Origin of the sequence: Pedobacter planticolens, assembly GCF_014172375.1 — a bacterium.
Taxonomy (GTDB): domain Bacteria; phylum Bacteroidota; class Bacteroidia; order Sphingobacteriales; family Sphingobacteriaceae; genus Pedobacter; species Pedobacter planticolens.
This window is the reverse complement of the sequence record NZ_WNXD01000001.1, coordinates 722906-747098: the sequence shown is the minus strand read 5'-3', so window position 1 is coordinate 747098 and position 24193 is coordinate 722906. Positions and strand designations below refer to the sequence as shown.

General features: G+C 37.7%; 28 protein-coding genes and 1 tRNA gene. 5 read left to right on the top strand and 24 right to left on the bottom strand.

Annotation, left to right across the window (positions count from 1 at the left end; genetic code table 11):
• Positions 1 to 16: 16 nt before the first annotated feature.
• From GM921_RS03230 to GM921_RS03210, 5 genes are all read right to left on the bottom strand, one after another.
• Positions 17 to 865, bottom strand: coding sequence for an NAD(P)-dependent oxidoreductase (locus tag GM921_RS03230; protein WP_182921171.1), 849 nt, complete (start codon positions 863 to 865; stop codon positions 17 to 19).
• A 228-nt stretch (positions 866 to 1093) separates the two neighbouring features.
• Positions 1094 to 2089, bottom strand: a complete 996-nt coding sequence (locus tag GM921_RS03225; RefSeq protein WP_182921170.1) for an NADP-dependent oxidoreductase — start codon at positions 2087 to 2089, stop codon at positions 1094 to 1096.
• Positions 2086 to 2853 carry an SDR family oxidoreductase gene (locus GM921_RS03220; protein WP_182921168.1) on the bottom strand — a complete coding sequence of 256 codons (768 nt, stop codon included), beginning with the start codon at positions 2851 to 2853 and terminating at the stop codon, positions 2086 to 2088. Before GM921_RS03220 ends, GM921_RS03225 begins: the two co-directional genes overlap by 4 nt.
• 33 nt (positions 2854 to 2886) lie before the next feature.
• The gene (locus GM921_RS03215) at positions 2887 to 3615 is read right to left on the bottom strand and encodes an SDR family oxidoreductase (protein ID WP_182921167.1); all 729 of its coding nucleotides are present in this window, start codon (positions 3613 to 3615) and stop codon (positions 2887 to 2889) included.
• Positions 3616 to 3639: 24 nt separating this feature from the next.
• Complete coding sequence (locus GM921_RS03210; RefSeq protein WP_182921166.1) at positions 3640 to 4731, bottom strand: alkene reductase; 1092 nt, start codon at positions 4729 to 4731, stop codon at positions 3640 to 3642.
• A 98-nt stretch (positions 4732 to 4829) separates the two neighbouring features.
• On the opposite strand from GM921_RS03210, the gene GM921_RS03205 reads away from it, so the two are divergent.
• Together GM921_RS03205 and GM921_RS03200 are read left to right on the top strand one after the other, a co-directional pair.
• On the top strand, positions 4830 to 5234 hold the full coding sequence (locus tag GM921_RS03205; protein ID WP_182921165.1) for a winged helix-turn-helix transcriptional regulator: 405 nt from the start codon (positions 4830 to 4832) through the stop codon (positions 5232 to 5234).
• Between the two features lie 596 nt (positions 5235 to 5830).
• On the top strand, positions 5831 to 6721 hold the full coding sequence (locus GM921_RS03200; RefSeq protein ID WP_182921164.1) for an alpha/beta hydrolase family protein: 891 nt from the start codon (positions 5831 to 5833) through the stop codon (positions 6719 to 6721).
• Between the two features lie 278 nt (positions 6722 to 6999).
• Here the strand turns inward: GM921_RS03200 and GM921_RS03195 are convergent, their stop codons facing one another.
• From GM921_RS03195 to GM921_RS03140, 12 genes are all read right to left on the bottom strand, one after another.
• Positions 7000 to 7311 carry a hypothetical protein gene (locus GM921_RS03195; RefSeq protein WP_108200408.1) on the bottom strand — a complete coding sequence of 104 codons (312 nt, stop codon included), beginning with the start codon at positions 7309 to 7311 and terminating at the stop codon, positions 7000 to 7002.
• 44 nt (positions 7312 to 7355) lie between these two features.
• Complete coding sequence (locus GM921_RS03190) at positions 7356 to 7763, bottom strand: SET domain-containing protein-lysine N-methyltransferase (protein WP_182921163.1); 408 nt, start codon at positions 7761 to 7763, stop codon at positions 7356 to 7358.
• Entirely contained in the window at positions 7760 to 8173 is a 414-nt protein-coding gene (locus tag GM921_RS03185; protein ID WP_182921162.1) for an SET domain-containing protein-lysine N-methyltransferase, read from the bottom strand. Before GM921_RS03185 ends, GM921_RS03190 begins: the two co-directional genes overlap by 4 nt.
• On the bottom strand, positions 8173 to 8676 hold the full coding sequence (locus GM921_RS03180) for a hypothetical protein (protein ID WP_108200411.1): 504 nt from the start codon (positions 8674 to 8676) through the stop codon (positions 8173 to 8175). Before GM921_RS03180 ends, GM921_RS03185 begins: the two co-directional genes overlap by 1 nt.
• Positions 8677 to 8696: 20 nt before the next feature.
• Positions 8697 to 9962 carry a hypothetical protein gene (locus tag GM921_RS03175; protein ID WP_182921161.1) on the bottom strand — a complete coding sequence of 422 codons (1266 nt, stop codon included), beginning with the start codon at positions 9960 to 9962 and terminating at the stop codon, positions 8697 to 8699.
• Between the two features lie 15 nt (positions 9963 to 9977).
• Positions 9978 to 12011 (bottom strand): tetratricopeptide repeat protein, encoded by a 2034-nt coding sequence (locus GM921_RS03170; protein WP_182921160.1) that lies wholly within the window; start codon positions 12009 to 12011, stop codon positions 9978 to 9980.
• A gap of 29 nt (positions 12012 to 12040) precedes the next feature.
• Positions 12041 to 13342, bottom strand: coding sequence for a hypothetical protein (locus GM921_RS03165; protein ID WP_182921159.1), 1302 nt, complete (start codon positions 13340 to 13342; stop codon positions 12041 to 12043).
• A gap of 5 nt (positions 13343 to 13347) precedes the next feature.
• A complete protein-coding gene (locus tag GM921_RS03160) occupies positions 13348 to 14097 on the bottom strand; it encodes a hypothetical protein (protein WP_182921158.1) in 750 nt (249 codons plus the stop codon).
• Between the two features lie 13 nt (positions 14098 to 14110).
• Complete coding sequence (locus GM921_RS03155) at positions 14111 to 15220, bottom strand: hypothetical protein (RefSeq protein WP_182921157.1); 1110 nt, start codon at positions 15218 to 15220, stop codon at positions 14111 to 14113.
• A 79-nt stretch (positions 15221 to 15299) separates the two neighbouring features.
• Complete coding sequence (locus GM921_RS03150) at positions 15300 to 15767, bottom strand: hypothetical protein (protein ID WP_182921156.1); 468 nt, start codon at positions 15765 to 15767, stop codon at positions 15300 to 15302.
• Positions 15764 to 16639, bottom strand: a complete 876-nt coding sequence (locus GM921_RS03145; protein WP_182921155.1) for a TonB-dependent receptor plug domain-containing protein — start codon at positions 16637 to 16639, stop codon at positions 15764 to 15766. The genes GM921_RS03150 and GM921_RS03145 overlap by 4 nt, the downstream gene beginning before the upstream one ends.
• Positions 16640 to 16831: 192 nt before the next feature.
• The gene (locus tag GM921_RS03140; RefSeq protein WP_317170970.1) at positions 16832 to 17869 is read right to left on the bottom strand and encodes a LacI family DNA-binding transcriptional regulator; all 1038 of its coding nucleotides are present in this window, start codon (positions 17867 to 17869) and stop codon (positions 16832 to 16834) included.
• Between the two features lie 232 nt (positions 17870 to 18101).
• On the opposite strand from GM921_RS03140, the gene GM921_RS03135 reads away from it, so the two are divergent.
• Entirely contained in the window at positions 18102 to 18266 is a 165-nt protein-coding gene (locus GM921_RS03135; protein WP_182921153.1) for a hypothetical protein, read from the top strand.
• A gap of 188 nt (positions 18267 to 18454) precedes the next feature.
• Here the strand turns inward: GM921_RS03135 and GM921_RS03130 are convergent.
• Positions 18455 to 18528, bottom strand: a tRNA-His gene (locus GM921_RS03130).
• A gap of 177 nt (positions 18529 to 18705) precedes the next feature.
• On the opposite strand from GM921_RS03130, the gene rnhA reads away from it, so the two are divergent.
• On the top strand, positions 18706 to 19170 hold the full coding sequence (gene rnhA / locus GM921_RS03125) for a ribonuclease HI (RefSeq protein WP_182921152.1): 465 nt from the start codon (positions 18706 to 18708) through the stop codon (positions 19168 to 19170).
• 228 nt (positions 19171 to 19398) lie between these two features.
• Positions 19399 to 20031, top strand: a complete 633-nt coding sequence (locus GM921_RS03120; protein ID WP_182921151.1) for a DUF6266 family protein — start codon at positions 19399 to 19401, stop codon at positions 20029 to 20031.
• A gap of 126 nt (positions 20032 to 20157) precedes the next feature.
• Here GM921_RS03120 and GM921_RS03115 read toward each other — a convergent pair whose 3' ends face one another.
• From GM921_RS03115 to gloA2, 6 genes are all read right to left on the bottom strand, one after another.
• Positions 20158 to 20748 carry a hypothetical protein gene (locus tag GM921_RS03115; RefSeq protein WP_182921150.1) on the bottom strand — a complete coding sequence of 197 codons (591 nt, stop codon included), beginning with the start codon at positions 20746 to 20748 and terminating at the stop codon, positions 20158 to 20160.
• Positions 20749 to 20857: 109 nt separating this feature from the next.
• On the bottom strand, positions 20858 to 21934 hold the full coding sequence (fbp, locus tag GM921_RS03110; protein WP_182921149.1) for a class 1 fructose-bisphosphatase: 1077 nt from the start codon (positions 21932 to 21934) through the stop codon (positions 20858 to 20860).
• A 23-nt stretch (positions 21935 to 21957) separates the two neighbouring features.
• Positions 21958 to 22449, bottom strand: coding sequence for a metallophosphoesterase family protein (locus GM921_RS03105; protein ID WP_182921148.1), 492 nt, complete (start codon positions 22447 to 22449; stop codon positions 21958 to 21960).
• A gap of 123 nt (positions 22450 to 22572) precedes the next feature.
• Positions 22573 to 22872 carry a GIY-YIG nuclease family protein gene (locus tag GM921_RS03100; RefSeq protein WP_182921147.1) on the bottom strand — a complete coding sequence of 100 codons (300 nt, stop codon included), beginning with the start codon at positions 22870 to 22872 and terminating at the stop codon, positions 22573 to 22575.
• A gap of 95 nt (positions 22873 to 22967) precedes the next feature.
• Positions 22968 to 23672, bottom strand: coding sequence for a tRNA1(Val) (adenine(37)-N6)-methyltransferase (locus tag GM921_RS03095; RefSeq protein WP_182921146.1), 705 nt, complete (start codon positions 23670 to 23672; stop codon positions 22968 to 22970).
• 117 nt (positions 23673 to 23789) lie between these two features.
• Positions 23790 to 24173, bottom strand: a complete 384-nt coding sequence (gene gloA2, locus GM921_RS03090) for an SMU1112c/YaeR family gloxylase I-like metalloprotein (protein ID WP_182921145.1) — start codon at positions 24171 to 24173, stop codon at positions 23790 to 23792.
• Positions 24174 to 24193: the final 20 nt, after the last annotated feature.

Below are 24193 nucleotides of genomic sequence, written 5' to 3'. Positions count from 1 at the left end.
GTATACAAAGGATCTGCTAAAGGTTATCCTTGGCAATTATGCTCCAGTCATCGCTACCGTGTCCCTTTGCTATCCAGCTATCCATTTCCTTAGCTATCGCTGGTATTACAGTTAACTTTGTTTGTCCTTCTTCTGCGGCTTTCATCATCAAACCAGCATCCTTGCGGGCCATATCCAATTCCCACGATGGGCTGCTGAAATTCCCTTCAATGAGTTTGTTTAGCCTTGCTGGCATCCCCGAGCCAGGATTCCATGAACCAAACAATTCAGCTACATTGGCTGAAGGAATGCCTTGAGCCTTCGCCAATGCCAAGGTATCGGATAGCCCCGCTGTCATCGCTATAAGGAAAGAATTGCCGATCAGCTTCAGTCCTGCTGCTTTACCTTCTTCAGAGCCAAGGTTAATCAGTTTACCGGTCATCTTTGAAAGCTCCGATTCTACCTTCCTAATTACTCCTTGATCTCCAGATACGAGCATACTGCCGCTGCCTTCCAGCGCATTAGATGGCCCCATAAATACAGGAGCATGCATGTAAGTAAATCCCCTAGCCTTCCATTTTGCAGTTCTTTCAACAGCGCCTTTGGCCGAGGTTGTGGTGTGATCAATTATAGTCGCTCCAGACTTAAAACCAGGACTAGCGGCTTCCAAAACCTCGTTCACCGTATCATCGTCCTTTAGAGTCAGATGGATAACATCAGCTCCCTTTACCGCACTGGTAATATTTTCAAACACTTTAGCACCTTCGCTTTCAAGCGCTATTGCTTTTGATGTTGTCCTGTTCCAAATCTGTACGTTTTCTCCCTTGCGGAGCATTGCCTTTACAAAATTTGAGCCCAATAGGCCCATTCCCAAAAATGCTTTCATAGACTATTGTATTTTTTGATAAAGATAGTGAACCTGAGTTTTAATCCGTATTGTTTATTCCCAAACAAAAAAACAGCTCTTTTCATAACTGCTTTTAATCTCGATAGCTATCGGGACTGGGTGTCACTAACTGCGTGTAATTCGAACCATTTTATGGACAAATTAATTGAGATAGGCTGTTTTTCGAGAATTTTGGAAGAATAGACTATTTGATGATAGCCCTTAGTTTTATTTTATCTTGACGACTACTTTTCCTTTGGCACGTCCACTCTCCACATATTCCAGTGCCTGATTGGTCTTTTCAAACGTAAATACCTTGTCTACCACTGGTTTGATCACTTGCTGTTCGATCAGTTTGGAAATCTCTTGCAATTGCGTTCCTTCAGCTCTCATGAATAGGAATGAATAGTCTACACCCAATTTCTTGGCTTTTCTACGGATACCCAAGCTGATCACAGATAAGATCATCTTAACAAACCAGGGAGCTTCAATTGCTTTGGCAAAATCCGGTGTCGGTGGCCCCGAAATAGAAATCGCATTCCCCCCTGCGCTCAATATCCTTAGTGATTTTTCAAGCGTCTTATTATCTTGGCTGTTCAGCACAACGTCATAATCTCTCAGTATGGTTTCAAAATCTTCTTTCTTGTAATCAATCAGCACATCCGCTCCAAGTTCTTTTAACATTGTAAAACTTTTTTCACTAGCAGTTGTAGCTACTGTTGCTCCTAGATGTTTCGCTAATTGTATCGCAATAGTCCCTACTCCACCTGAACCCGCCTGAATAAATATTTTCTGGTCTTTTTTCAGATTTGCCTTTTCTATTAGGGCTTGCCATGCGGTTAGGGCAACCAAAGGAATAGATGCGGCTTCTTCCATAGAAAGGTTCTTTGGCTTAAAAGCAACGTCCTTTTCACTTATCGCAATATACTCTGCTAAAGTACCAATATGGAAATCGGCAACACGAGAGTAAACTTCATCACCTATCTTAAACTGCGTTACATTTTTTCCAACTTTGGTAATAATACCTGCTACATCATGCCCTAAAATAAGCGGCAATTTATAAGGCAGTATCAATTTAAATTCACCAGACTTTATCTTAGAATCAAGCAGATTAAGACCAGCGGCATAAATCTCTACCAGCACTTCGTCTTCTTTTGGGATAGGAATATCAATAAACTGCATAACTCCCTTTTTATCGTATTTTTTTATCGTGAATGCTTTCATCTTTTTAATCCTGCGTTTATTTTTTTCCGATTAATTAATCCAAATGCTAGTTTTGGAAATAAGCGATTGAATATATAAATCAGTCTTGTATCGCCAATACGAATAGTGTAATGGTCCTTCTCCATTCCATTTATTAATCCCTTTATCAGTTTTTCAGGACTTATCTTTTTATCATCCCTATCTGCTACCATATCAGTATCAACCAAGGGAGGCAACAACTCAAAAACCTTTACATTAGCACCTATTATTCTTAGATGTTCTCTCAACGATTTTGTATAAAATGCGAGTGCCGTTTTAGATGCTGAATAAGTAGGCTCAATTAGGGACGGTACAATGCTAAGAATCGAGGTGGTATTAATAATTGCACTTTCTTCCCTTGATTTGAGCATCTCCATAAAAATATTATTTAGGCGGATAATTCCCAGATAATTGACATCTATTTCGTATTTGGCTCCTTTAAGATGGTCATCATTTGCAATGCCTAAATTTTTTGGCGGTACACCAACACCCGCATTGTTGTATAAAATATCAATGCCACCGAGTTCTTTAACCTTGTCGAAAAGAGCATAAGCATCTTCCTCATTTCCAGCATCACTCTGGATAGCAATCAGCGTTGGATAGGCTATTCTAGCTGCATCCAGTTTGCTCTTGCTTCTGCCGGTAATGATGACCTTTGCTCCAAGTTCCAAAAATTGTTTTGCAGCTTCTAGTCCTATGCCTGATCCTCCGCCTGTGATAAGTATTGTTTTTCCTTTTAAGTTCATATCTTTTTAGATTTGTAATCAGATAAAAATGAATTAATGCGGAACCTGTTCTGTAATTGGAACAACCAATTTATGGATTTTTTTAGTATCCCCCACCGGAACTTCGAATTGATTTTTCTCCAATGCGGCAAACAATTCATCCGCTACTTCTGAAGGTGGAATACCATTTGCTCCACCAATTTCTGCTGAAAACTCGGTATTTACCAAAGGTGGATAAAGTTCGTACACATTAAGGTTTTCATTTTCTGAAAAGGTATCTCTTAGCCCTTGTGTGTAGCTATGTAGCGCTGCTTTGCTTGCCGAGTAAGTTGGCAAATATTTGTTTGACCTAAATACCGCTATCGAAGAAACATTTACAATTGCAGCCTCTTCTTGTTGTAATAACAATGGTAAAGTCAGTGCAGTAAAATCAATAACGCTTATGTAATTGGTATTGATTTCATCGTAAGCTTTTTCTGCTGAGTTGTTATTGCTATCACTTAAATCATTCATAAAGGCAGCCCCAGCGTTATTTATGATGATATTCACTTTTGGATAATTCGTTTTGAGTTCTCCCGCAATGCGAATTCTATCTGCTTTTATCGATAAATCCCCCTGAATGGCAACTGCATTATCAAGTTCTTTCAATGCACTTTGAAGACGTTCTTCGCTGCGTCCGTTGATAATGATTTTGTTTCCTGCTGCGCTTAGTTTTTTCGCAATGGCTAACCCTATTCCGGCACTTCCGCCGCTAATAAATATGGTATTTCCTGATGTTTTCATTTTTAAGTCCTTTAATTTTTTTGATTAGTTAAGTGTTGGATAATCTGTGTATCCTTTTTCGCCTGGCGTGTAAAAAGTAGCTTGATCAGGTTGATTAAGAACTGCATCTGTCTTGAAGCGTTCTACTAAATCCGGATTGGCAATAAACGGAACACCAAAAGACACCAAATTAGCATCACCATTATTCAGTACCTGATTAGCCGTTTCCTTGGTAAATCCTCTATTGATAATTATGGTTCCATTATAAATTTTACGGAAATGCTTCGCAACTTCCTGGATCGCATCTGGAATTGCAGAAACATCTGTGAAAGGCTCTATTAGGTGGATGTATGCCAAACCGTAATCATTCAGCCTATTTACGATATCGTTATATAAAGCCTTGGTTTCATCATCTACTAAAATGCCCATAATTCCATTTAATGATGGATTTAGGCGAACCGCAACACGCTTCATATCGACAACTTCTTTCAATTCATCCAGAATATCGAATAAAATTCTTGAACGGTTCTCTACAGAACCACCAAATTCATCTGTACGAAGATTACTGTTTTTGCTAAAGAACTGTTGAAGCAGATAACCATTAGCTCCATGCAGTTCAACGCCATCAAAACCAGCTTCAAAAGCATTAATGGCCGCCTGCTTAAAATCTGCTACCGTTCTTTTGATATCATCGTGACTCATTGGTTTTGGCACTTCAGATGGTTTAAAACCTTGTGCTGTAAATACCTGTTGACCAGGATTTACATCTGAAGGAGCCAATGGCTTTTCCCCATCATGCAAATCAGGATGTGAATAAGCTCCAGTATGCCAAAGCTGAGCAAATATTTTCCCACCTTGTTGATGAACTGCATCCGTAGTTAACTTCCATCCTTGTATCTGCTCATTGCTATAAATACCCGGCACATTTACCGCACCAACAGCCTCCTTACTTATAAAAGTTCCCTCAGTGATAATCAGTCCGGCACTAGCACGTTGCTTGTAATATAATGCAGTAAGCTCTGTGGCTACATTTTCAGGGTTTGCAGAGCGGCTCCTGGTCATTGGTGCCATAATGATTCGGTTATTTAATGTCAATCCGTTTAGACTATACGGTTCAAAAATTAATGGCGTTTCCATTGTATGTATAATTTAATTTCGTAAATTTGCTTGCGTTTTGCAAGTGCAAATATACAAACAACTTTCAATTTGCAAGTAGTTTTATAAATTATTTTATAATGGATATAAAAAAACGGTCTGATTGCCCCATTAGTAGCTCCTTGGATATTTGGGGAGACAAATGGTCATTACTTATTGTTAGAGATTTAATGTTTTCGAAACAATGTACCTATGGCGATTTCCTAAAATCGGATGAGAAAATAGCAACTAATATTTTAGCTGCCCGATTACAAATGCTGGAAGCGAATGGAATAATTACTAAACAGGATCACCCTGAAAGCAAGGCAAAAGTATTATACAAGCTAACTCCTAAAGGGATTGACTTACTTCCTATAATGATTGAAATAAACTTATGGGCTGATAAATATTTTACGTTACCAACAGACAGAAAAGAAATGCTCGAAGAAGTAAAAAAGGATAAAGATGCATTTATAAGGGAGAAAATAACAGAGTTGCTGGGCTAGCCTTCTCAAACAGGTTTTTAACCTATATAGTGCTAACAAAACTTATAAACCTGTGGAATTTAATAACATCTAAGCAAAAAACAAACGAGCTAGGATTTATTTTCTATACTCACAATAAGCAATGAGTCCAGAGGGAATTTTAAAGCCTCCTAACGACTTAAAATCTGGTAATTTAACACTTTTAAGAACGGGCAATTTGCAGCAAAAATGTTGCTATTTTTAGAATAGCCTCCACTTATCTCACAAATGATCTATTTCTCTTCGCTATCTTATGTTGGAAATGGCTCTGGCAAGAAACAAAAAAAGCAGCTCTTTTCAGAGCTGCTTCAAAATTCGGGGTCAGCAACGGTGCTTAATTCGAACCGTTTTGTGGACGAATTGATTGAAATTGGGGTTTTCGGGAATATTAAAAGGATAGAATGCACTTAAGTAGAGTATTTATTTATTGATAACGAGTCTCTATACGATATTACAAATTTCATCACATTTATCCCACATTTGGTCACATTTCCGATTTCACTTAATCCATGCAGACTACATTGCTGCACATTTAAAAATTAATAATAACCAGGGATTAAATTCCTTAAATTAAAACGATGAAATTATATTTATTTATTTCCTTCTTCTGTTTAACTAGCAAATTATTTGGTCAAACCGCTCCTGATTCTACTCAAGTTCCTGAATTCACCACGGAAAATGTCAAGTTTAAAAGTGTTGGTATTACCCTTATGGGAACCATCTTCAAACCGAAACATCCCCAAGCTTCTTTAGTACTGGTACATGGATCTGGTCAGGAAAAAAGAATGACAAAAATGGCTGCTCTTTTAGCGGCGAAGGGCATTGCTGTATTAACCTATGATAAACGAGGTGTTGGGGAATCGGGTGGGATTTATGCCGGGCCTGAAGTTGGCACAAACAACATTGATTCAGCAAATTTGAATCTATTGGCTTTAGATGCGAGTGAAGCATGTAATACGCTATTGGCGCATTTGTCAGGCAAAAATGGCCCAATAGGGCTAATGGGATTTAGCCAAGCAGGATGGGTAATTCCCCTCGCCACAGCAAAAAACCAAAAAATTAAATTCATGGTGATATTTAGCGGACCAGTGGTATCTACACTTGAACAGCTCCGCTTCCAGTTTTATACTCAAGGAAATTCAAAGTTCTGGGAGACCCACACTGAAGCCGAGGCCCGAGAGCACATGCGTAACGACCCTGACAGGTACAAATTTGAACCTACCGACCCTCGAGATGCGCTTTCAAAGCTATCCGTCCCAGGTTTATGGATATTTGGAGGAAGAGATATTCAGGCTCCAGTAGGCCTGTCAATTGAACATCTTGATGAACTTAAAGCGACGGGCAAGTCTTATAAGTACCAATTATTTCCAGAATTTGGCCATAATACTGCTTTTTCAAAATCACCTGAACCTGTCAATTTTGCTGTCCAATGGATAAAAACTTCTGCTAGCCAAAAGAGACTAAAATAATTAGTTCCCTATAGAAGAAGTTAGGACAGGCTCCTGCGCAAGGCATATAACAAGAAACAAAAAAAGCAGCCCTTTTCAGAACTGCTTTCAAAACTCGGGGTCAGCGACGGTGCGCAATTCGAACCGTTTTGTGGATGAATTGATTGAAATAGGTGGTTTTTCGAAAATTTTGTAAGAATAATTAATCTTAGAGTTTGTCACGCTAATCTTGCCTTGAAATCGGTAGCTTACAAATTTTAAGGAACAATTTTCATGATTCCCTACTTTTATGATTAACCTTATTTGTTCTGATTTTTGGGTATGATTGCAGTTTTACTCGAATCTGGAACTGAGGCCGGAATGGTATCAGTACGTTTCTTATTTTTCTTTTTAAATAGATTATTCAGTTTTTCACTGGCTTTGTTTAATACTTTGTCTGTAACACGGTCTGCAGTTTTATTTACGGCCTGATCTACAACTTTATCGGTCGATCGGTCAACTGAATTTCCCGCAGCAGTTTTTGCTTTTGTTTTGAGTTTATTCAGAACCTGTGCTTGTGCTATCCCTCCTACACCAATGGTGAGGAGAAGGATAAAAATTAATTTTTTCATAGGATTTATTTTTCTAATAAAGTTAATCTAGAAATGCTCTCAGGTCAATCATTAAAAAGAATGATTTTTATATCCCTATCAGCAAACCATTTACTATAATCTATACCATAGTCGCCGCCGTAATTAATACATATTTCTGTATTCGCTTTGATATTTTCGTGAGCAGTGAATACCATTTGTCTATCTTCTCTGTTAAGTAAGTATACAGCATTAGGATACTGCTGGTGGTTATACATCGAGCCAAAGCCCATCGTTAAGGAAAGGGTATTTTCTTCTTTATTGAAATAAAAACTATAATCCATAAGAGGTGTGGCGCTTAATCCTGAAAATTCTTCGGCAGGGATAATGATAACTGGGCAAACTTCTATAACTTCTCCTTCTGAAATATCTGTATTACAAAAAACACCTCTGCCCTTTCCTTTTATAGGTTTTAAGTACAATCTTTTCTTCATGATTGATCAGAATTTGGGAAATAGACTTCGCTCTTATCGCCAGGCTTACCATTATAATTAATGGTTATCTCATAGCCTGCTTCAATGGTTTGATAGGCATAGATATTTAGCGTATTTCTCTTTCTAGAAAATGTGTAAAAAGCATTTGCTTCAGGCGAATGGTTATAAAAAGATGCATAACCAAAAGCAAATGCAGCCTGCTTTTCGGAATTACCTAATAAAAAATAATAATGAAAGAGTTTGGTAAATCGTAAGGTTTCTTTTTCATCATTGGATAAGAAAATAACAGGAGCCTGTTCGATAAGGCTCCCTTTTGTTATTCTATTTTTAGCAAATACGCCACGCCCATGAAGAGGACTTTCCTTTACTTCAATGTGCTGTGGCTGATAAATATCCTTATTGAACAGCATTATTTTCCCTTATGCAATATCTTAGCATCTTTGATTGCTCTTTCTGCTGCTGCTTTAGCTTCTGCCTCTTTTTTGGGATCAACTTGATTAGCAATTTTTGCGTCTTTAGCTGCTCGTTCTGCCGCTGCTTTCGCTTCTGCTTCTTTTTTGGGATCAACCTGATTAGCAATTTTTGCATCTTTAGCTGCTCTTTCTGCGGCCAGCTTATCTGCGGCCTCTTTTTTTGGGTCATAACCCGCTGCCTTCGGTTCTTTTGCAGGGGGTATTTTAGTATCTACATGCTGTGCAGTTTTTGCGTCTTTGGCTGCTCGTTCTGCTGCCAATTTATCTGCAGCTTCTTTTTTAGGGTCATAACCTGCTGCCTTTGGATCTTTTGCAGGGGTAGAAGTACCCGTAGTTTGACTGCTGCCCGGATTTACCGTTTCTTTTTTTACAACGGTAGTTTGTGCTTTAACTGCTGTCATCAACAGCAATGAGCCTAAGATGGAAATGATTTTTTTCATAATATATAAATTTTATAATTCTATTCTAGCATATTCCTTACCGCATCGAAGTCGAAGTTTTCGGTAAAATTTTCTACCAAACTTTGCCCGATAGGGGTTTTCACGTATCTGTAAGTCAATTCTATCATATATGGTTTTGCTGGATTTTTTTCTGCGCCCTTAAAATAGTCGGGATTATATTTATAGAGTGTTGTACCTCCCTTGTTGTCCCAAAAACCACTAAAAGTGAATGATCCTGTTTTTTGAGCATCCTCTTTGGTATCGACATTGCGGGTTTCAATCCATACCTCATCATTAGGGCCTGAGCCATAAGTCCTTTTCCACGAAAAGGTTTCTACTTTAGGCTTCACTACTGCAGGTTGTGCCAACCAGACAGCTGTATTTTCTTTCAATGCCTTTTGTACAATAGCTTTTTTGGTTTCTATTTTTTGTTGCCAATCTGGGTATTTAGCCTTTTTGACCACTAAGTTTTTTTTTCCATCTTCGTATAACTGAGGGTACTTTTGAGGGTTTTTCATCATACCAGCGCTTTCTGTTTCAATTTCCTTTATTTTATCGGCAATTAAAAGTCGTTCTCTTTCGTAATAGACCAGCAAGGCTTCGAGGTATTCTTTACGGGTAACGGGTACAAACAATAAAGCACCTGGTTTTGTAAAATACCAATGGCGGGTCATATATACGCTACGGTTGCCCTGTTTTACAGTGGTCTCGGCCACATCCTGATAAAAACCTTTTCCATTGTTGATATTTTTAGAGGCATCCATTTTAATAAAATCGTGCAACGGAATAAACTGCCCATTGTATTTTTTGAGTGTTTCATAATAGTAAGCTTCATCGGGAAAAGAAAAGGCATTCTCTATTCCTGTATACCGATTAACGTATGCCCGAAAAACATTTTCGTATTCGGTATTTACCATCATTTTATTTTTAACACAGATATATTCATAGACGCCCATATTAAGGTCATAACTTGCCAAAGGATAGGTAGAAGTATTGCCCGAAAAAGTGGTTTTGAGTACACACCCCTTAAGGTTATACTTGGCACGGCTTTGTTTTTCGAGCGTTTCAATTTTGGTAAGTATAGTATTGGCTGTCGCTTTATTGGCAGCTGTGCCCAATGCGTCAAACCAATGTGCTTTTTGCTCAGGCCATTCACAGTGGGCAGCATCTATGTGTTTTCCAGGAAGAGTTTCCAGATCTTTTGCCGACTTACAATCTTGTGCATTTACCTGTTGTGTTAAAGCAAGCAGTGTAATTACTGCTGTAAAGAAAATTAGTTTCTTCATCATTATGTATTTAATTTATTTTCCAAAACCACTTATACCACCCGACATATTACCCGAAATAAGGCTCATGCGACCAGAAGCGGAAACATTTGCCACCGATGCTTCGCCGTTTACATACACATCTTCCACACCATGACTGGTAAACTCCATGCCCATACCTGCTTTAGCCGACGCTTCTAATGGGCCTTTACCTACCGATTTATCAATTACTGTGGCTTCGAGGGTACCTTTTATAAATTTGTCTTTACCTGCATTGTCCGATTTAAAATCAAAACTACCTTTCAGCTTACCAGCATCAAATTCTATACGCATTTTACCACATTCCACTATTTGCTTGTACGCTCCAAAATCCAAAGTAGAAATATGAGTGCAATGCATATCGTCAAAATCGGCTAACTTATAGCGTGAGCCATTGTTTTGGGGTGGGATACAATTGTTACCGTATTTATTGGTAGCCATATATCTTGTATTTCCAAGAGCCGCCAGCCATTCTTTCTTTGCCGCTATTTTTTCAGCTTCAAATGCGGCATCATCCATTGTAAATTGCTCCCAATACAACTCTTCGGTAATTTTTAAATACGCTTGGTGCAGGTAGTTTTGATAGGCTGCTTCTAACGGTTTATTATAATTTTTGTATACCCACTCACTATATTTCTGTTGTACTTTGCAGTTATCATAGCCAATATTTTCTCCTTTTTTAGCGAGCTCTGTTTCCTTGTCGGCGATGATGCTGTTTTGCTTTTCCAAAGTCTTTCTTTGCGCTTCATCTTTTGCCATAAAATCTTTTATCAATGAGTCAATCTGCGCTTTTGCCTTTTTAAGTCGATAACCTACGCCGCCATCTTTATTCATTTCTTCCAAGTTTTTTTCACCAACAATTCGATAAAGGTTATCGGGCATTACTGCATTTGCTCTCATTGCATTAATTTCTTCTGCGCTCTTATTATCTAATTTTTTATAAACTTGTGCTGCCTTTGCCGCGGCCGCCTGTTGATATGGAATCATTTCTTTTGCCAATGCCATTGATTTATCACCTACCTGTTTTTGAAAGGCATCCCAGTCAACTTTCAGCCTTATCTCATCTTCATAACTGGTTGGCACATCGGGGCGCACAAAATTTCGTAATCCCAAGGGGTTGGGATCAGGACGAAAAGGTTTTCGCATATCACTGGCTTTAATTTTATAACCCAATTTACGCAGCATATTTATTTTATCTAATGAAAAACTATACGCCAAAGAGTTTTTCATTTTCTCAATAGCCTTTGGCGTATTCCCTTTACTTTGCTGTATTAAGCATTGGGTAAAGTTGGCCTGAGGATGATAGGCAAAAGCCTTTACTACTTTTTCTAACTGAACATTTGCTTTCTCTGTTTCGCCCAAATAAAACCAGGCCTGCCCTAGGTTGTTCATAATGGTTGTATTATCTGGATATTGTTTACTGAGATAATCAAGTAAAGGTATTGCACGATGTGGCGCACCTCCCATACTGAGCATTGCAGCAAAATTGCTCAGCATATCTGCATCTGCGCTGTTATCGGCACAAGCCTTGTTCATAAGATATACTGCAATCTCCAATTGCCCTGTAGACCAATAACCAACAGCGGCATTACCAATTGTTGCAGCATCGTATTTGTTCGATTTAAAGGAAGTGTACACTTGTTGAGCAAATAATTTCGCATCGTTGGCAATACTTTTTTCAACATAGTCGCCAAGCGATTTGAGGTAAGTGGGAACTGTAACAGCAGTTAACGTGATCTGCGGAATAGCCCCAATAAGTGCTGCATTTCTGGATGGCACACCAAATGCACTTCCACCACTTACAGCTCCTTTTACGTCTGCATCTGCAACACCTGTAGGCATTGAAGGCACTTTTGTAGACATGCCCATCTGTTCCAGCATCTTTCTTTGTTCGGGTGTAAGCTTATCCAGCTGCTGTTGCGCCTGCTTTATCTTATCGTCTACTTCTTTTTTATTGGTCGGGTTTTTTGACTGTGCAAAAGCAACCGTTGCAATTAATGTGGTAATGATCAATGTATATATTCGTTTCATGGATTGAATTTGATTTTAACCTTAAAATTTTAATCCAGCATTTTTCTTAGTGCAGCTAAATCAAAATGCTGCTCCCAATTATTGAACAACCTTGAAGAATAGCCATAATCTTTAGTGATCTCATACCGAAACTGTACTTCTATCAATAAAGGTTTTGCAGCCTGCCCGTTATTGGAAACAAAATAGGCTGGGTTTAAAACATACAGGGCACTTTTATACTCTCCTTCTGCATCATAAAACCTACCCAAAGCTTCCAAGATTTTATTTGCATCTTTTAGCAATCTATCCTGATCTACCACTGCCGGTTTTTGTAACCATTCCGGTTTTTGTTTGGCAAGCAGGTCATTCACCTTTGCTTTTTTTGCTTCATATATCTTGGGATAAGCAAGCTTGTCTGCTTCCAAAGCTGCCATTGTTCTTTTTGCAGACTCAGAAGTACTATTTCCTATTCTTTTAATTTTTTCTGCGTTGTCATACTCAAAATTGGCTTTTTCAATTTCAAAATATTCCAGCATATCCTGCAGGTATTGCTTGCGGCTAACGGGGATCAGTAAAGGCACTCCCGGTTTGGTGAGGAAATAACGACGATCTATAAATTGATACGAATTAGGTCCGTGATTATCATATCTGCCACCCATTTCCCAGTGCTCAACATAGCCGTTACCATTGTTGAGTTTTAAGAAATCGCTATGAAAATCTTTATAGGCATCAGAGCGGGCAACCATAAAGGTTGATTCTGAAATATATTGTGATACACGGCTGGGATTGTTGCTTTTGTCTTTTTCAAAGTTGGGACCCACTTTTGCTTCTACAGGAATTTCGTACAGCGGATTCCCATTTTTCATATTGAACTCGCCAGTACCTACAGCATGTACGCCCCCAGGCATGATATAAGGATTGAAGTTTACCCTGAAAACCGTTCTGTATTCATCTACTATTTTGGTGGCGTGTTGGTTAACATTGCAAACAAAAGCATATACGCCCATATTGTACCCATAGCTGACATAAACATTTTTGCCGTAATTGCTGCTGCCCGACCTGGCAAAACTTAGCCTGGTGGCACATCCCGTCAATTTAAAGTCCTTACGGCTGGCTTCTTCCAGTTTTTCTACGGCGATGAGGTTTTTCATCATCGTAGCTTTTTCGGCAGGTGTGCCTTTTAAACTAAAGCCATATATTGTATTGTTATGGTCAGTATAAATGCCGGGCATAGCGTCAACTTCCGCACGTGAACCACAAGGTGTTAATGGGTCCGTTATTTTTTTTATTCCCTGTGAAAAAGCGATAAAAGGCAGTAGTATAAATAAGGGGATAAGTATTTTCGATTTCATAGCAATTAGTATAGTTTAAATCTTGGTGGGTTATCGATAATGGATTTTCCAGTAGCATTCCTTGCATAAGAAAAACCGTCTTGATTATAAGTACCGTCTGCTTTAAATAAGTATTCCCGTTTACAATAACCTGCCATATATTGCGGAAATCCATTAAAATATCCACTTGTTTCTAAATGATTGTCGCACCATAAACCTACAGCTGATGATTTCCCTACTTGGTTTGCGGTAGCATGTGTAACATTACTTACTTCATTTTGAGTGGGTTTTGCCAACTTCAAAGAATTTACAAAGGCCAGTATTTCTTCCTGGTATTTACTGGTATTGGTCATGATGACCACGCTGGCCGTTTGGTCATATCCCGTAGCAGTAATCAATGTGGCGATGCCCTTAGTAGCGCCATCAGTATAATTTGCCTGTCCGGTAATGCAATTCCAGCCCGTTTCTACACCCATATCAGAGAGGGTTGGCGCCGCAGAAACCATTACTGCAGCTTTTACCAATTTGTTCCAGTCAGTATTAAAATTTTCATTGACCGATGCAGCAGATGTTTTTGGTTTAGTGATAATAGCTACTGCATAAGCTCCTGTTTTTTTATCTGTAATGGATAATTGAATGCCGCCCTCATTTTTCAATTCTTGCCAGCCTTTGGGTGGATCAAAAGAAACCACATCAAAAACCTGTTTTTGTGCAAATCCTGTACTGCTCATCCCTATTAACAAACTCAATAAAAGAAAATATTTTGCATGTTTCATGGTTGAGGGTTTATTAAGGAATTTCGCAAAGAGTCCATTTGGTACCAGCTACAGTACTTTGTGCTCCTCCAAATGTCAATAATCCCGAAGCACCCGAAAAGTTTGCCGCGCCAAAACCAAAGGCAAGAAAATTTCCAACTGGTTTTTGTTTGATAACGGAATACGTTTTAGTTAAATTTCGTTCTGAATATAATACAAACGTTATCGGAGAGCACACGCCTACTTCTGTTTGCCAGTCTCCAAACGATTCTCCATAAAAAGGTGTTTCATAATAAAAACCTAAACTGGTACCCAATACAGAAATAGCATAAGCACTGCCGATCCATTTATAACTTTTTGTAGCTTGCAAGCGTCTGCTATCTTGTGGAAATCTACCTGGTATACTAACGGTGTCTAAGGTAATACCTGCACTACTGTAACTTCCCCAAGGGCCGTTACCAACGGTGGAAGTATGAATTGCGTTTGTACGGTCTGTTTCGTTAAACTCCCCATACCAGTGGTCAGTGAACCCAATGCCCGATTTACTTTCATCAAAAAGAACCCCCGAACTTGGTATTTCGTCAAAACACCGGAACGGGTTAGGGTCATCAGGCTTAGTAATTATTGGAGGGGTATTAGGCGTTTGTGAGACACCCCCACCAGGTGTATATCCCTGTACTGGTTTGGCCAATTCGTACTCAAATCTAAGAAACTCGCTAAACTTAATCTTATCCTTTACATTATCGGGAAACAAGCCTTTTATTTTTGTTTGATAATACCCCTCATCAATGTTTGCCTCGTCCCAAATTTTCTTGATAAACGGATAATATTTTTTGGAAACATTTGCTATCCCCGATCGTTTTTCTTCCATCGTTTTTGCATCAGCTATGGCCTTAATATCTTGCTGGTAGGCTTTATAGGTGGCCGGGTCGGTATCCATAAGCTTGCCAAGTTTATCAATAACTGGCTTCACTATTTCTGCTATTTTCTTTGCTAGCTCTGTCTTCGCATCACCCTGGGGTAGCCTTACTTCTTTTCTATTTTTTCGGATGAATACACTCTCGTCTTCAACTCTCGGTTTGATTTGCGCTTTTGCTGCCATTGTACCTACAATGAACAGGAATAAAATGATTAAATTTTTCATAGGTTAATATTTGTTTTTTAAAGGTGATGTAAATCTAGTTTGAGCGATAACCGTATACAATCATTAAAAAAGATGATTTTTATTTCAAAAAATCGCTTCCAAACCCTGGTATGGATGACCCGGTGGCCTTAAAACCACCGCTCACACTTATTTCAACATCAACTAAATTAACACCTGCACTGCCTCCCATAGGGCCACTCATCTCTGCTGAAACTGATTCTTTAACGATCAAATCAACCGGGTTCATATTCCCATCAAACTTGATGGTGGTTCCTATTTCTGCACCTATTTTTCCACCCAGTTTTTTGGTGATCTCAAATTCTTTTTCTTTTCCTGCTTTTACAGTAATGCTGTGCCCGGTAGTTTGCCAGGTTACAGGATCAACACTTCGATCGTACCTAAATGAACCTTCTTTAAAATCTGCATAAACCGACCAGCCTTCGCAATTCATTTTTCCACCGGTTACCATGAGGTCTATCCCAAAATCCACTTCGCAGTGTTCTCTTTCCCAATCGTGTATTTTGCCTCTGTAATTGTTGACTTTCATATAATCCCAGCGGGGCTTACTACACCGGCCTTAAATTCAAAATATTCTTGCCCGGTCATCAGATGTGGAAAGTTGGCCACCCTTTGAATGCCGTACAGATATTCGTACCGAACGGTTACTTTACCCTTTGTTCCCTGTTTGGTCTGAATCAACAGCACCCCATTGGAGGCCCTTGACCCATAAATTGCAGCTGCCGATGCATCCTTCAATATTTCCAAACTGGCAATATCATTCGAGTTGATATCAGATAGGCTTCCGTTATAGGGAATACCATCAAGTATAATAAGCGGATCATTGCTGGCACTAATAGATTTACGTCCACGGATCAATAATACTGCGCCGCTCTCCGGATTTGCACCAGCTGCCGTTGTGGTCACATTTAAACCTGCAGCAGCGCCCTGTATGAGCTGGACGACATCGGTCCTGACCATGTTATCGATCCTATCCTTTGGTATGGAAGTTACCGCTCCGGTAATGTCACTTTTCTTCTGGGTCCCATAACCCACAACAACCACCTCATCCAGTACCTGTTGATCTGTCAGCAGCACGACATTTATGGTGGTGTTAGCCCTTACTATTTCCTCTTTGGCCTTATATCCTATGATTTTAAAAGATAACACCGCGCCAACTGGGGCACTGATGCGGTAAGTTCCGTCGGCGACAGTGGACGTACCAATAGCTGTGCCTTTTACTTTAATAGAAACACCAGGCAGTGCCCCATCTTTGTCATCGGTTACTTTACCCGTTATCACAATGCCTTCCTGCTTTTGAAATCGTGCACTAACGGGAGCCACGAAAAGGCAGTGAATACACAGCATTATAATTCCACACTTACCCATGGATAAAATCTTTTGTAAAGATTTAACTTTCATACAGTTTAAGTTTTGTTTATAATTTGGTTAATGGGATGAAGGTGTTCAATCTTCAACCTGCAAACGTTTGCAGCTACATATTTAAAAATAATATATTTTAAATCCAAATTAATTTCCAATTAATAGGAAAAATAAACTTCACAATTTGGTTACACAATTTTAATCCAGTGCAATAGATTACAAGAAAAGCGCTTAATTAGAGCTGGAATTGCGTTTTATCAGTTCTACGGGTGTAGTTAAAGAAATAAAATTTCTACCAGGCACAATTTTCTGCTTAATAATATCCATCATTAGGTTCGCTGCCTGCTCTCCCATTTCATGAGGGAACTGCTCTACTGAGGTGAGAGTTGGATTAGAAATTTCAGTGCGATTATCGTTTGAATAACCGACAACCTTCAAGTGGTCTGGAATGGCAATATGTCTTTTTTTCGCAAACTGAATAACGGCTAAGGCCGTTGTATCATTACTAGCAAATATTGCATCCGGCACAATGGCCCCATTAAATAGTTTCTCACAAGAGTTCAGGGCATTTTCATTGGTTAGCTCATGGAACAGGACGATTTCCTCTATAAAGGGAATACTATTCTTCTTGAGCGCTGCCTTATAACCTTCAAAACGCTCCTTGTATTGTATGCTTGTTAAAGGACCCCCAATGTGCGCAATATTTTTGCAGCCCTGTTCTATCAAGTGACTGGTAGCCAAATATGCGCCAGTATATTCGTCGCCCTTGATTTTATGGGATGGGTGATTGCTCGGTACCCGATCATAAAAAATAACTGGTACCCCATCATTAACAGAATCACTAAAATGGGAAAAATCTTCAGTTTTGATACTACATGATACGATAATCCCCTCTACACGTGAGGCATGTAATAGATTTAGCATTTCCTTTTCCAGCTCTGGGGATTCATTAGATTGGCATATAATGACGTTGTATCCGTACTTATGCAGGGTATTTTGAATTGAGGTTATAACAGCGGCATGGAAAAACATGGAAACCCTCGGAACAATAAGACCAATGGTATTCGATTTACTGTTTCGCAGTGCGGCGGCAAGCGCATTATACCGATACCCAAGCTTTTGGGCTGCTTCATTTACCTTGGCCTTAGTACTTTCACTAATATGGTGGTGATTGCTTAATGCTCTAGAAACGGTAGAGATAGACATACCAACTTCTAAAGCTAAATCCTTAATGGTTATAGTGGTATTTTTCATTAATGCGCAAACGATTGCAAGTTTTAAATTTAATTCCCTAAAATAAGTATTTTTTTCAAAATAACAAGTTAATCAAATCTATTTTATGGCATAATCAACAAAAACTGCAATCGTTTGCTTAAACTCGTCCCTTTTTCAGGCTTTCAATTATTGCATAATAGCTACCTTTGCAACTTTACTCATACTAACATTCATATCCACTGTAAGTTTTTTTCACCTACAAAACAGTACATTAAAGAATATCAAAATGAAAAGATCAGTAACTCCAGAAATGGTTAAACAGAATTTTGCCCAATATGGATGCGAGATAGACTTAGAAACGGCTGAAAAGGTTTTAAAACTAATGTATGACCTATCTGAACTTTCTGTAAAAACAGAAATTGAATTGGCGTCAAGGAATGAAAAAATTTGAGCAGTACCATAATGGAGGGCAATGGTGCTCGAACTCTAAAAGCGCTATAACAAGCTCATTAATAAGATTTTAAAAAAAATACATTTTTATAAGGAAATCTCTTCTAAACATCGAACACTGCTAAAAGGCCCTTGACAGTATAAAAAAAGGCCAAAATCGTTAAGATTTTGACCTTTTGAAAATTTCGGGGTGGATGATGGGGCTCGAACCCACGACCCCCGGCACCACAAACCAGTGCTCTAACCAACTGAGCTACAACCACCGTGTTTTTTCGTGTTACAAAAGTACGACTTTTAATAAGCTAATCAAATTTTTTTAAAAATTTCAATCCATCTTTATTTTAACGTTTTAAAAACCAATAGTTTCCAGTTAAATATTTTACCAAAATGAATGCAACAAATGGATTATACACGATAAAAAGCTAGCTTTACGCTGTATTATGATAGAAATTTATACAGATGGTGCAGCAAGCGGCAACCCTGGCCCAGGAGGTTATGGTGTGATTTTGCGTGCTGGTGCACATTATAAAGAATTAAGCGGTGGTTTTCGTTTAACAACCAATAATCGTATGGAATTATTGGCTGTAATAGAAGGTTTAAAAGCGATTAAAAAACCAGAGCAACACGTAACCATCTATTCCGATTCAAAATATGTAGTTGATTCTGTAGAGAAAGGCTGGGTATTTGGCTGGGTTAAAAAAGCATTTAAGGATAAGAAAAACAAAGATTTATGGATTCAATATCTCGAACAACACAAATTACATACCATTAAATTCATTTGGATTAAAGGCCACAATGACCACCCAGAAAATGAACGATGTGATCGTTTAGCGGTAGCAGCTTCGCAAAATAAAAGTGAACTTGCAATTGATGCTTTTTTTGAAGCAGAGCGTAAAAACGCCTAATTAATTTTTTTCTTAAAAATAATTCAACTTTTTTTCGGAGCAGTTTAATTGTTTACACATCTAATTTTAACAGGGAGTTCACAGGGTCTTAACAGGGTGCTAACAAGGTGTAGACAAGATTGCCGACCTAACAATAAGCGTGTAAACATCTAATTATTAGCTTTTTATAGCCTACCTTCATTTGGATTAGTGTAAAATGCCCTATACATTTGATCAAAACAAAAGTATATGGCAAGATTAGTCAATGGAATTTTAGGTGGCTTCTCTGGCAAGGTAGGTACAGTTGTAGGCGTTATAGCGGGCGATGATTGTATAATCAGGTCTTTACCTAAAAAAGGAACCAATTTTACGACAAATGAACTGGAAAACCAGAAAAAACTGGGAATGGTACAAGCTTACCTTAACCCAATAAAGGATTTGCTAAAAGTTGGTTTCGCTAATTATTACACCAAAACAGGAGGCTTTCGTGCTGCCTTAGCGTATACCAGAAGGGAAGCCTTAGTAAGTGATCATACTAATTTCTATATAGATCCTGCCTTATTTAAAATTAGTGGTGGCTTGTTGCCTCAAGCCATAAATCCTGCTATGGTATGGAATGGCCCAGAAATACTAATTACTTGGGACATAGCTGATGTAAATTACGAAGAAGAAGCAGATCAATTGATGGTATTGATTTATGATACTTTAAATGCAAATGCAACTACACGAATATTCAATGGTGCTTTTAGAAGGGATGGCGAAATAAAAATCAAGCTAGAACCTCATTTTTCGAATGTAGAAGTTAATGTTTACATAGGGTTCGTTGCTGCCGACCGTAAATCTCAATCAGACAGCCAATACTTAGGTAAGATAATGGTTTAAATCAAGCAATTTTTCCCGTGAAATGATACAAATTTGTAAAGCAGACAGTTCAATTTCCTAATAATTAAAAAGCCCTACAACGTAATCAATACAATGTAGGGCTTTTTATGTTAGTTGTAAATGATGTTATGATTTCTTAAACATCTTGTTTACAGCAAGCTGAACTTTAACAATGTCATCGGTAATAGTTTTCTGGATACCTGCATCAAAAGAGGCAACAAACCTTGGTTCGAGTGTAATTGTATTCGGTTCGTTTGTAATATTTAATCTAAAAATATGTTTACCAAACTTAAAGCCAGCTCCTATTTTAGTCACATTAGTTTCAACGGTTTGCACAAACTCATAACTATTACTTAATTGATCAAGAAAATCTTTAACTGCTTGAAATACAAAGTCTGTTTCAATATCTAATCCATTGATAATAATCAATGTATTTTTTAACGAGGTTTTAAGTACATCATCTCCTTTTACACTAGTATGGATATCCTGTAAGGTTTCTAATAGGTCTTCACTAAAAATGATATTCCTTTTATCTGTAATTAATATCGCATTGCTATTATCATTAGGATTTTGTCCTTGTTTTAGATGTATTTCATCATTTCCATCTCTTACAGTATATTCAGTTGCTGATACTTGTTCTACTTTCGAATCAGCTATTGCTTTCGTTAAAATCTTAACTATATAGGCTAATGCCGGAAATTCCTCTGTGTTTTTCATCCAATTACTTTTTTTTTTGCAAAGATAAGGCAGCAAATTAATTATCCTAATTACTAAGATGAATAAACTGCATTTGTAAAAATTAATTGAAACCGATAATTAAATTGATTTAATCTATTCCTCCTATTACCCCAAGCTCTTCTAATTTTTGGTTGGTATTTAGTTTAGCAATAGTAGCTACTGGAGAATATTCTGCCATTAAAGCTTCTGCCATGTTAACCATTTTTGCCGAGCCAATAAATATAGAAGTACGTTGATGCAACTCTGTAGGCTCAATATCTAAAATTCTATTTAAACCATCGGATGCTACACCACCAGCTTGCTCAATAATAAAAGCCATCGGATTACATTCATACAATAATCTCAATTTTCCGTTTGGCGAAGCTGCTGTAGTTGGATAAATATAAATACCGCCTTTTATTAAATTACGATGAATATCGGCCACCATAGAACCAATATATCTAGATGTATAGGGTCTCTTAGTCTCCAAATCTTCTACCTGTGCATATTTTAGGTATTTCTTAACTCCGTCTGGAAAATGCACATAATTCCCTTCATTTATAGAATAGATAATTCCATCTGCAGGTATTTTCATGTTAGGGTGCGATAAACAAAATTCACCAATCGAAGGATCTAATGTAAAACCATTCACCCCTTTTCCGGTAGTGTAAACCAACATGGTTGATGAACCATAAATTACATAGCCTGCCGCAACTTGCTCCGTTCCTTTTTGTAAAACATCGGCTAAAGTTGCCATTCCTTCTACAGATTTCCTGCGATAAATTGAAAAAATAGTACCAACAGCAACATTACAATCTATATTCGACGAGCCATCTAAAGGATCGATACAAACAATGTATTTAGCATTTTTAGAAACTGGCGAATCTATCGGTACAAAATCATCCTCTTCTTCTGTAGCTACAATACAGCATTCTCCACCACTTGTTAACGCAGCTATAAATTGCTCATTAGCATACACATCCAGTTTCTTTTGCCCTTCTCCTTGTATATTTGTCGTTCCGGCATCACCTAAAATATCTACTAAACCTGCTTTATTTACCTCTCTATTTACAATTTTAGAGGCGATCCCAATATCTCTTAATAACCTAGATAGTTCGCCTTTTGCATAAGGAAAGTCTAACTGTTTCTCAATAATGAATTGTCCTAATGTTTTTATACCCGCCATATTTACTTAGTGTATTGTTTACGTTATCTATTACCTAATTCTATGGCCTCTAAGGTATGTATTTTTTCTGCTGAAATACAAAAACGAATCAAAGTTCTTACTTTATGCCAACCATGTTTTCCAGCCGCACCGGGGTTAATATGTAAACATTTTATTTTCTCATCAAAAATCACTTTTAAAATATGCGAGTGACCACTTATAAATAGCATTGGCGGCTTAGTGTATATTTCTGATTTTACTTGTGGGGCATAATGATTAGGATAACCGCCAATGTGTGTCATCCAAACATCAACATCCTCGCACATAAAACGTAAATTCTCAGGATAGGTTGATCGAATATCTTTTCCATCAATATTTCCATACACACCACGCAAAGGTTTAAATGCTGCCAAAGGCTCTGCTACAGCTTCGCCAAAGTCTCCAGCATGCCATATTTCATCACATTCATCAAAATATTTATAGACGGCGTCGTCTAAAAAACCATGTGTATCAGAAAGTAAACCTATTTTTTTCATCACTCAAATTTACGTTAATTGGGACTTTTTGTTATCATCTTTTTGTAGGGCACTGCGTGGTTCTCGGCTTCGCTCGAAATGACGAACGGATTAGCCACACCGTTACGTAACGGAGAAACCTTTCTACCAACTACTAATTTCAGGCGTTAAATCTTTCCAGCTTTTATTAACGGTATTAATTAAAAACTCTTTCTTACTCCTATTCCACCTCTTTAATTGCTTTTCTCTATTAATTGCTTCTTCAATTGTTTGATGCACTTCAAAATAAATGCAAAAGATTAAATTATATTTTGCGGTAAAAGAATTAGGATAAAGCTTATGTTGATGCTCGTAAATTCGACTTGGCAAATCTGAGGTTACACCAATATACAATGTATTTTTTTGATGGTTTGTCATTATGTAAATACACCCTCCTCTTTCCATATTATTTTTCTGTTTCTAAATCATATTCAAAGATCTCTCCATTTCGCTGCGCTCCAGTCGAGATGACGAAAGCACAAAAGGTTGCACTAACCAAACTAATAATTCAAAAAGAAATCCTTCAATAATTCTTTATAAGCTTTAGTGTATACTTTTTCACTTTCGTAAATATAAAAGCGTTCGTTAATTGGTGTAGCAACTACTCTTTTTAAGCAAACTATTCGTCTAAATTCTGGTTTGCTTTCATCAGAATGCAAATGAATTTGTTTTGAAACAGACAAACCGTAACTCGTTGTGTTTTTAATCAATAGTTCTGCTTGCTTAATTGGCAACACAAACCAAAAACTTCCATCTTCAGTTAAAAGTGAATTTACTTTTATCAATAATTGGTTAAAAAACTCTTCGTTTGTGTGTCTGGCAATTCCTTTCTTCTCTTCGAAATTCTTTAAATCATTTACAAAATACGGAGGGTTAGAAACTATTAAATCGAATTGATGAGAACTCTCATATTGCTCTATTGCAATATTGTTAATTGTTAACCTGTCACTGAAAATTGATGATTTAAAATTTCTATCTGCGGTTTCTGATGCTTCTTCATCAATCTCTACGGCTTCTAGATGAGCATTATTAAATCGCTGAGCTAACATTAAGGCAATTACTCCAGTCCCAGTTCCAATATCTAAAATCCTTTTAGGAAAATTGCTTTCTGCTAAAGCCGCTAATAAAACCCCATCGGTATTTATTTTCATGGCGCAGCCACGTTGGTCGACTTGGAATTGTTTGAATTGAAAAATTGAACTCATTAAGAATTTCTAATTTTATTTTCTGGTTAAATTGGTTTATTGTCATTCCGACTTTGGAGGAATCTGTCTTTTGAACATTATGTTAGATTCTTCGCTTCGCTCTGAATGACAAAAGGCTTATTGCTGATAAATCTCTAATGGCAAACCATCTGGATCTGTAAAAAAGGTAAATTTCTTACCTGTAAATTCATCTACACGAATGGGTTCTGTTACTATTCCTTTTTCGTTAAGCGCTAAACTTGTTTCTTCAACATTATCAACTTCAAAAGCTAAATGCCGTAAACCTGCAGCTTCTGGCCGTGATGGTCTGGCTATTGGATTTTCAAAAGAGAAAAGCTCAATTTGATAAACTCTATTTACAGCTAAATCTAATTTATAAGATTTCCGCTCTGCTCGATACACTTCCGCCAGCACCTCAAAACCTAATTTATTGACATAAAAGTCTTTAGAAATTTCATAATTTGTACAAATAATGGCAATGTGATGAATACGATTGAACATTTGATAAGTCTATTAATTTC

Excerpts from the sequence above, each read along its gene's own strand:
- GM921_RS03230 (WP_182921171.1), bottom strand. The coding sequence starts at position 865 with ATGAAAGCATTTTTGGGAATGGGCCTATTGGGCTCAAATTTTGTAAAG.
- GM921_RS03225 (WP_182921170.1), bottom strand. The coding sequence starts at position 2,089 with ATGAAAGCATTCACGATAAAAAAATACGATAAAAAGGGAGTTATGCAG.
- GM921_RS03220 (WP_182921168.1), bottom strand. The coding sequence starts at position 2,853 with ATGAACTTAAAAGGAAAAACAATACTTATCACAGGCGGAGGATCAGGC.
- GM921_RS03215 (WP_182921167.1), bottom strand. The coding sequence starts at position 3,615 with ATGAAAACATCAGGAAATACCATATTTATTAGCGGCGGAAGTGCCGGA.
- GM921_RS03210 (WP_182921166.1), bottom strand. The coding sequence starts at position 4,731 with ATGGAAACGCCATTAATTTTTGAACCGTATAGTCTAAACGGATTGACA.
- GM921_RS03205 (WP_182921165.1), top strand. The coding sequence starts at position 4,830 with ATGGATATAAAAAAACGGTCTGATTGCCCCATTAGTAGCTCCTTGGAT.
- GM921_RS03200 (WP_182921164.1), top strand. The coding sequence starts at position 5,831 with ATGAAATTATATTTATTTATTTCCTTCTTCTGTTTAACTAGCAAATTA.
- GM921_RS03195 (WP_108200408.1), bottom strand. The coding sequence starts at position 7,311 with ATGAAAAAATTAATTTTTATCCTTCTCCTCACCATTGGTGTAGGAGGG.
- GM921_RS03190 (WP_182921163.1), bottom strand. The coding sequence starts at position 7,763 with ATGAAGAAAAGATTGTACTTAAAACCTATAAAAGGAAAGGGCAGAGGT.
- GM921_RS03185 (WP_182921162.1), bottom strand. The coding sequence starts at position 8,173 with ATGCTGTTCAATAAGGATATTTATCAGCCACAGCACATTGAAGTAAAG.
- GM921_RS03180 (WP_108200411.1), bottom strand. The coding sequence starts at position 8,676 with ATGAAAAAAATCATTTCCATCTTAGGCTCATTGCTGTTGATGACAGCA.
- GM921_RS03175 (WP_182921161.1), bottom strand. The coding sequence starts at position 9,962 with ATGAAGAAACTAATTTTCTTTACAGCAGTAATTACACTGCTTGCTTTA.
- GM921_RS03170 (WP_182921160.1), bottom strand. The coding sequence starts at position 12,011 with ATGAAACGAATATATACATTGATCATTACCACATTAATTGCAACGGTT.
- GM921_RS03165 (WP_182921159.1), bottom strand. The coding sequence starts at position 13,342 with ATGAAATCGAAAATACTTATCCCCTTATTTATACTACTGCCTTTTATC.
- GM921_RS03160 (WP_182921158.1), bottom strand. The coding sequence starts at position 14,097 with ATGAAACATGCAAAATATTTTCTTTTATTGAGTTTGTTAATAGGGATG.
- GM921_RS03155 (WP_182921157.1), bottom strand. The coding sequence starts at position 15,220 with ATGAAAAATTTAATCATTTTATTCCTGTTCATTGTAGGTACAATGGCA.
- GM921_RS03150 (WP_182921156.1), bottom strand. The coding sequence starts at position 15,767 with ATGAAAGTCAACAATTACAGAGGCAAAATACACGATTGGGAAAGAGAA.
- GM921_RS03145 (WP_182921155.1), bottom strand. The coding sequence starts at position 16,639 with ATGAAAGTTAAATCTTTACAAAAGATTTTATCCATGGGTAAGTGTGGA.
- GM921_RS03135 (WP_182921153.1), top strand. The coding sequence starts at position 18,102 with ATGAAAAGATCAGTAACTCCAGAAATGGTTAAACAGAATTTTGCCCAA.
- rnhA (WP_182921152.1), top strand. The coding sequence starts at position 18,706 with ATGATAGAAATTTATACAGATGGTGCAGCAAGCGGCAACCCTGGCCCA.
- GM921_RS03120 (WP_182921151.1), top strand. The coding sequence starts at position 19,399 with ATGGCAAGATTAGTCAATGGAATTTTAGGTGGCTTCTCTGGCAAGGTA.
- GM921_RS03115 (WP_182921150.1), bottom strand. The coding sequence starts at position 20,748 with ATGAAAAACACAGAGGAATTTCCGGCATTAGCCTATATAGTTAAGATT.
- fbp (WP_182921149.1), bottom strand. The coding sequence starts at position 21,934 with ATGGCGGGTATAAAAACATTAGGACAATTCATTATTGAGAAACAGTTA.
- GM921_RS03105 (WP_182921148.1), bottom strand. The coding sequence starts at position 22,449 with ATGAAAAAAATAGGTTTACTTTCTGATACACATGGTTTTTTAGACGAC.
- GM921_RS03100 (WP_182921147.1), bottom strand. The coding sequence starts at position 22,872 with ATGGAAAGAGGAGGGTGTATTTACATAATGACAAACCATCAAAAAAAT.
- GM921_RS03095 (WP_182921146.1), bottom strand. The coding sequence starts at position 23,672 with ATGAGTTCAATTTTTCAATTCAAACAATTCCAAGTCGACCAACGTGGC.
- gloA2 (WP_182921145.1), bottom strand. The coding sequence starts at position 24,173 with ATGTTCAATCGTATTCATCACATTGCCATTATTTGTACAAATTATGAA.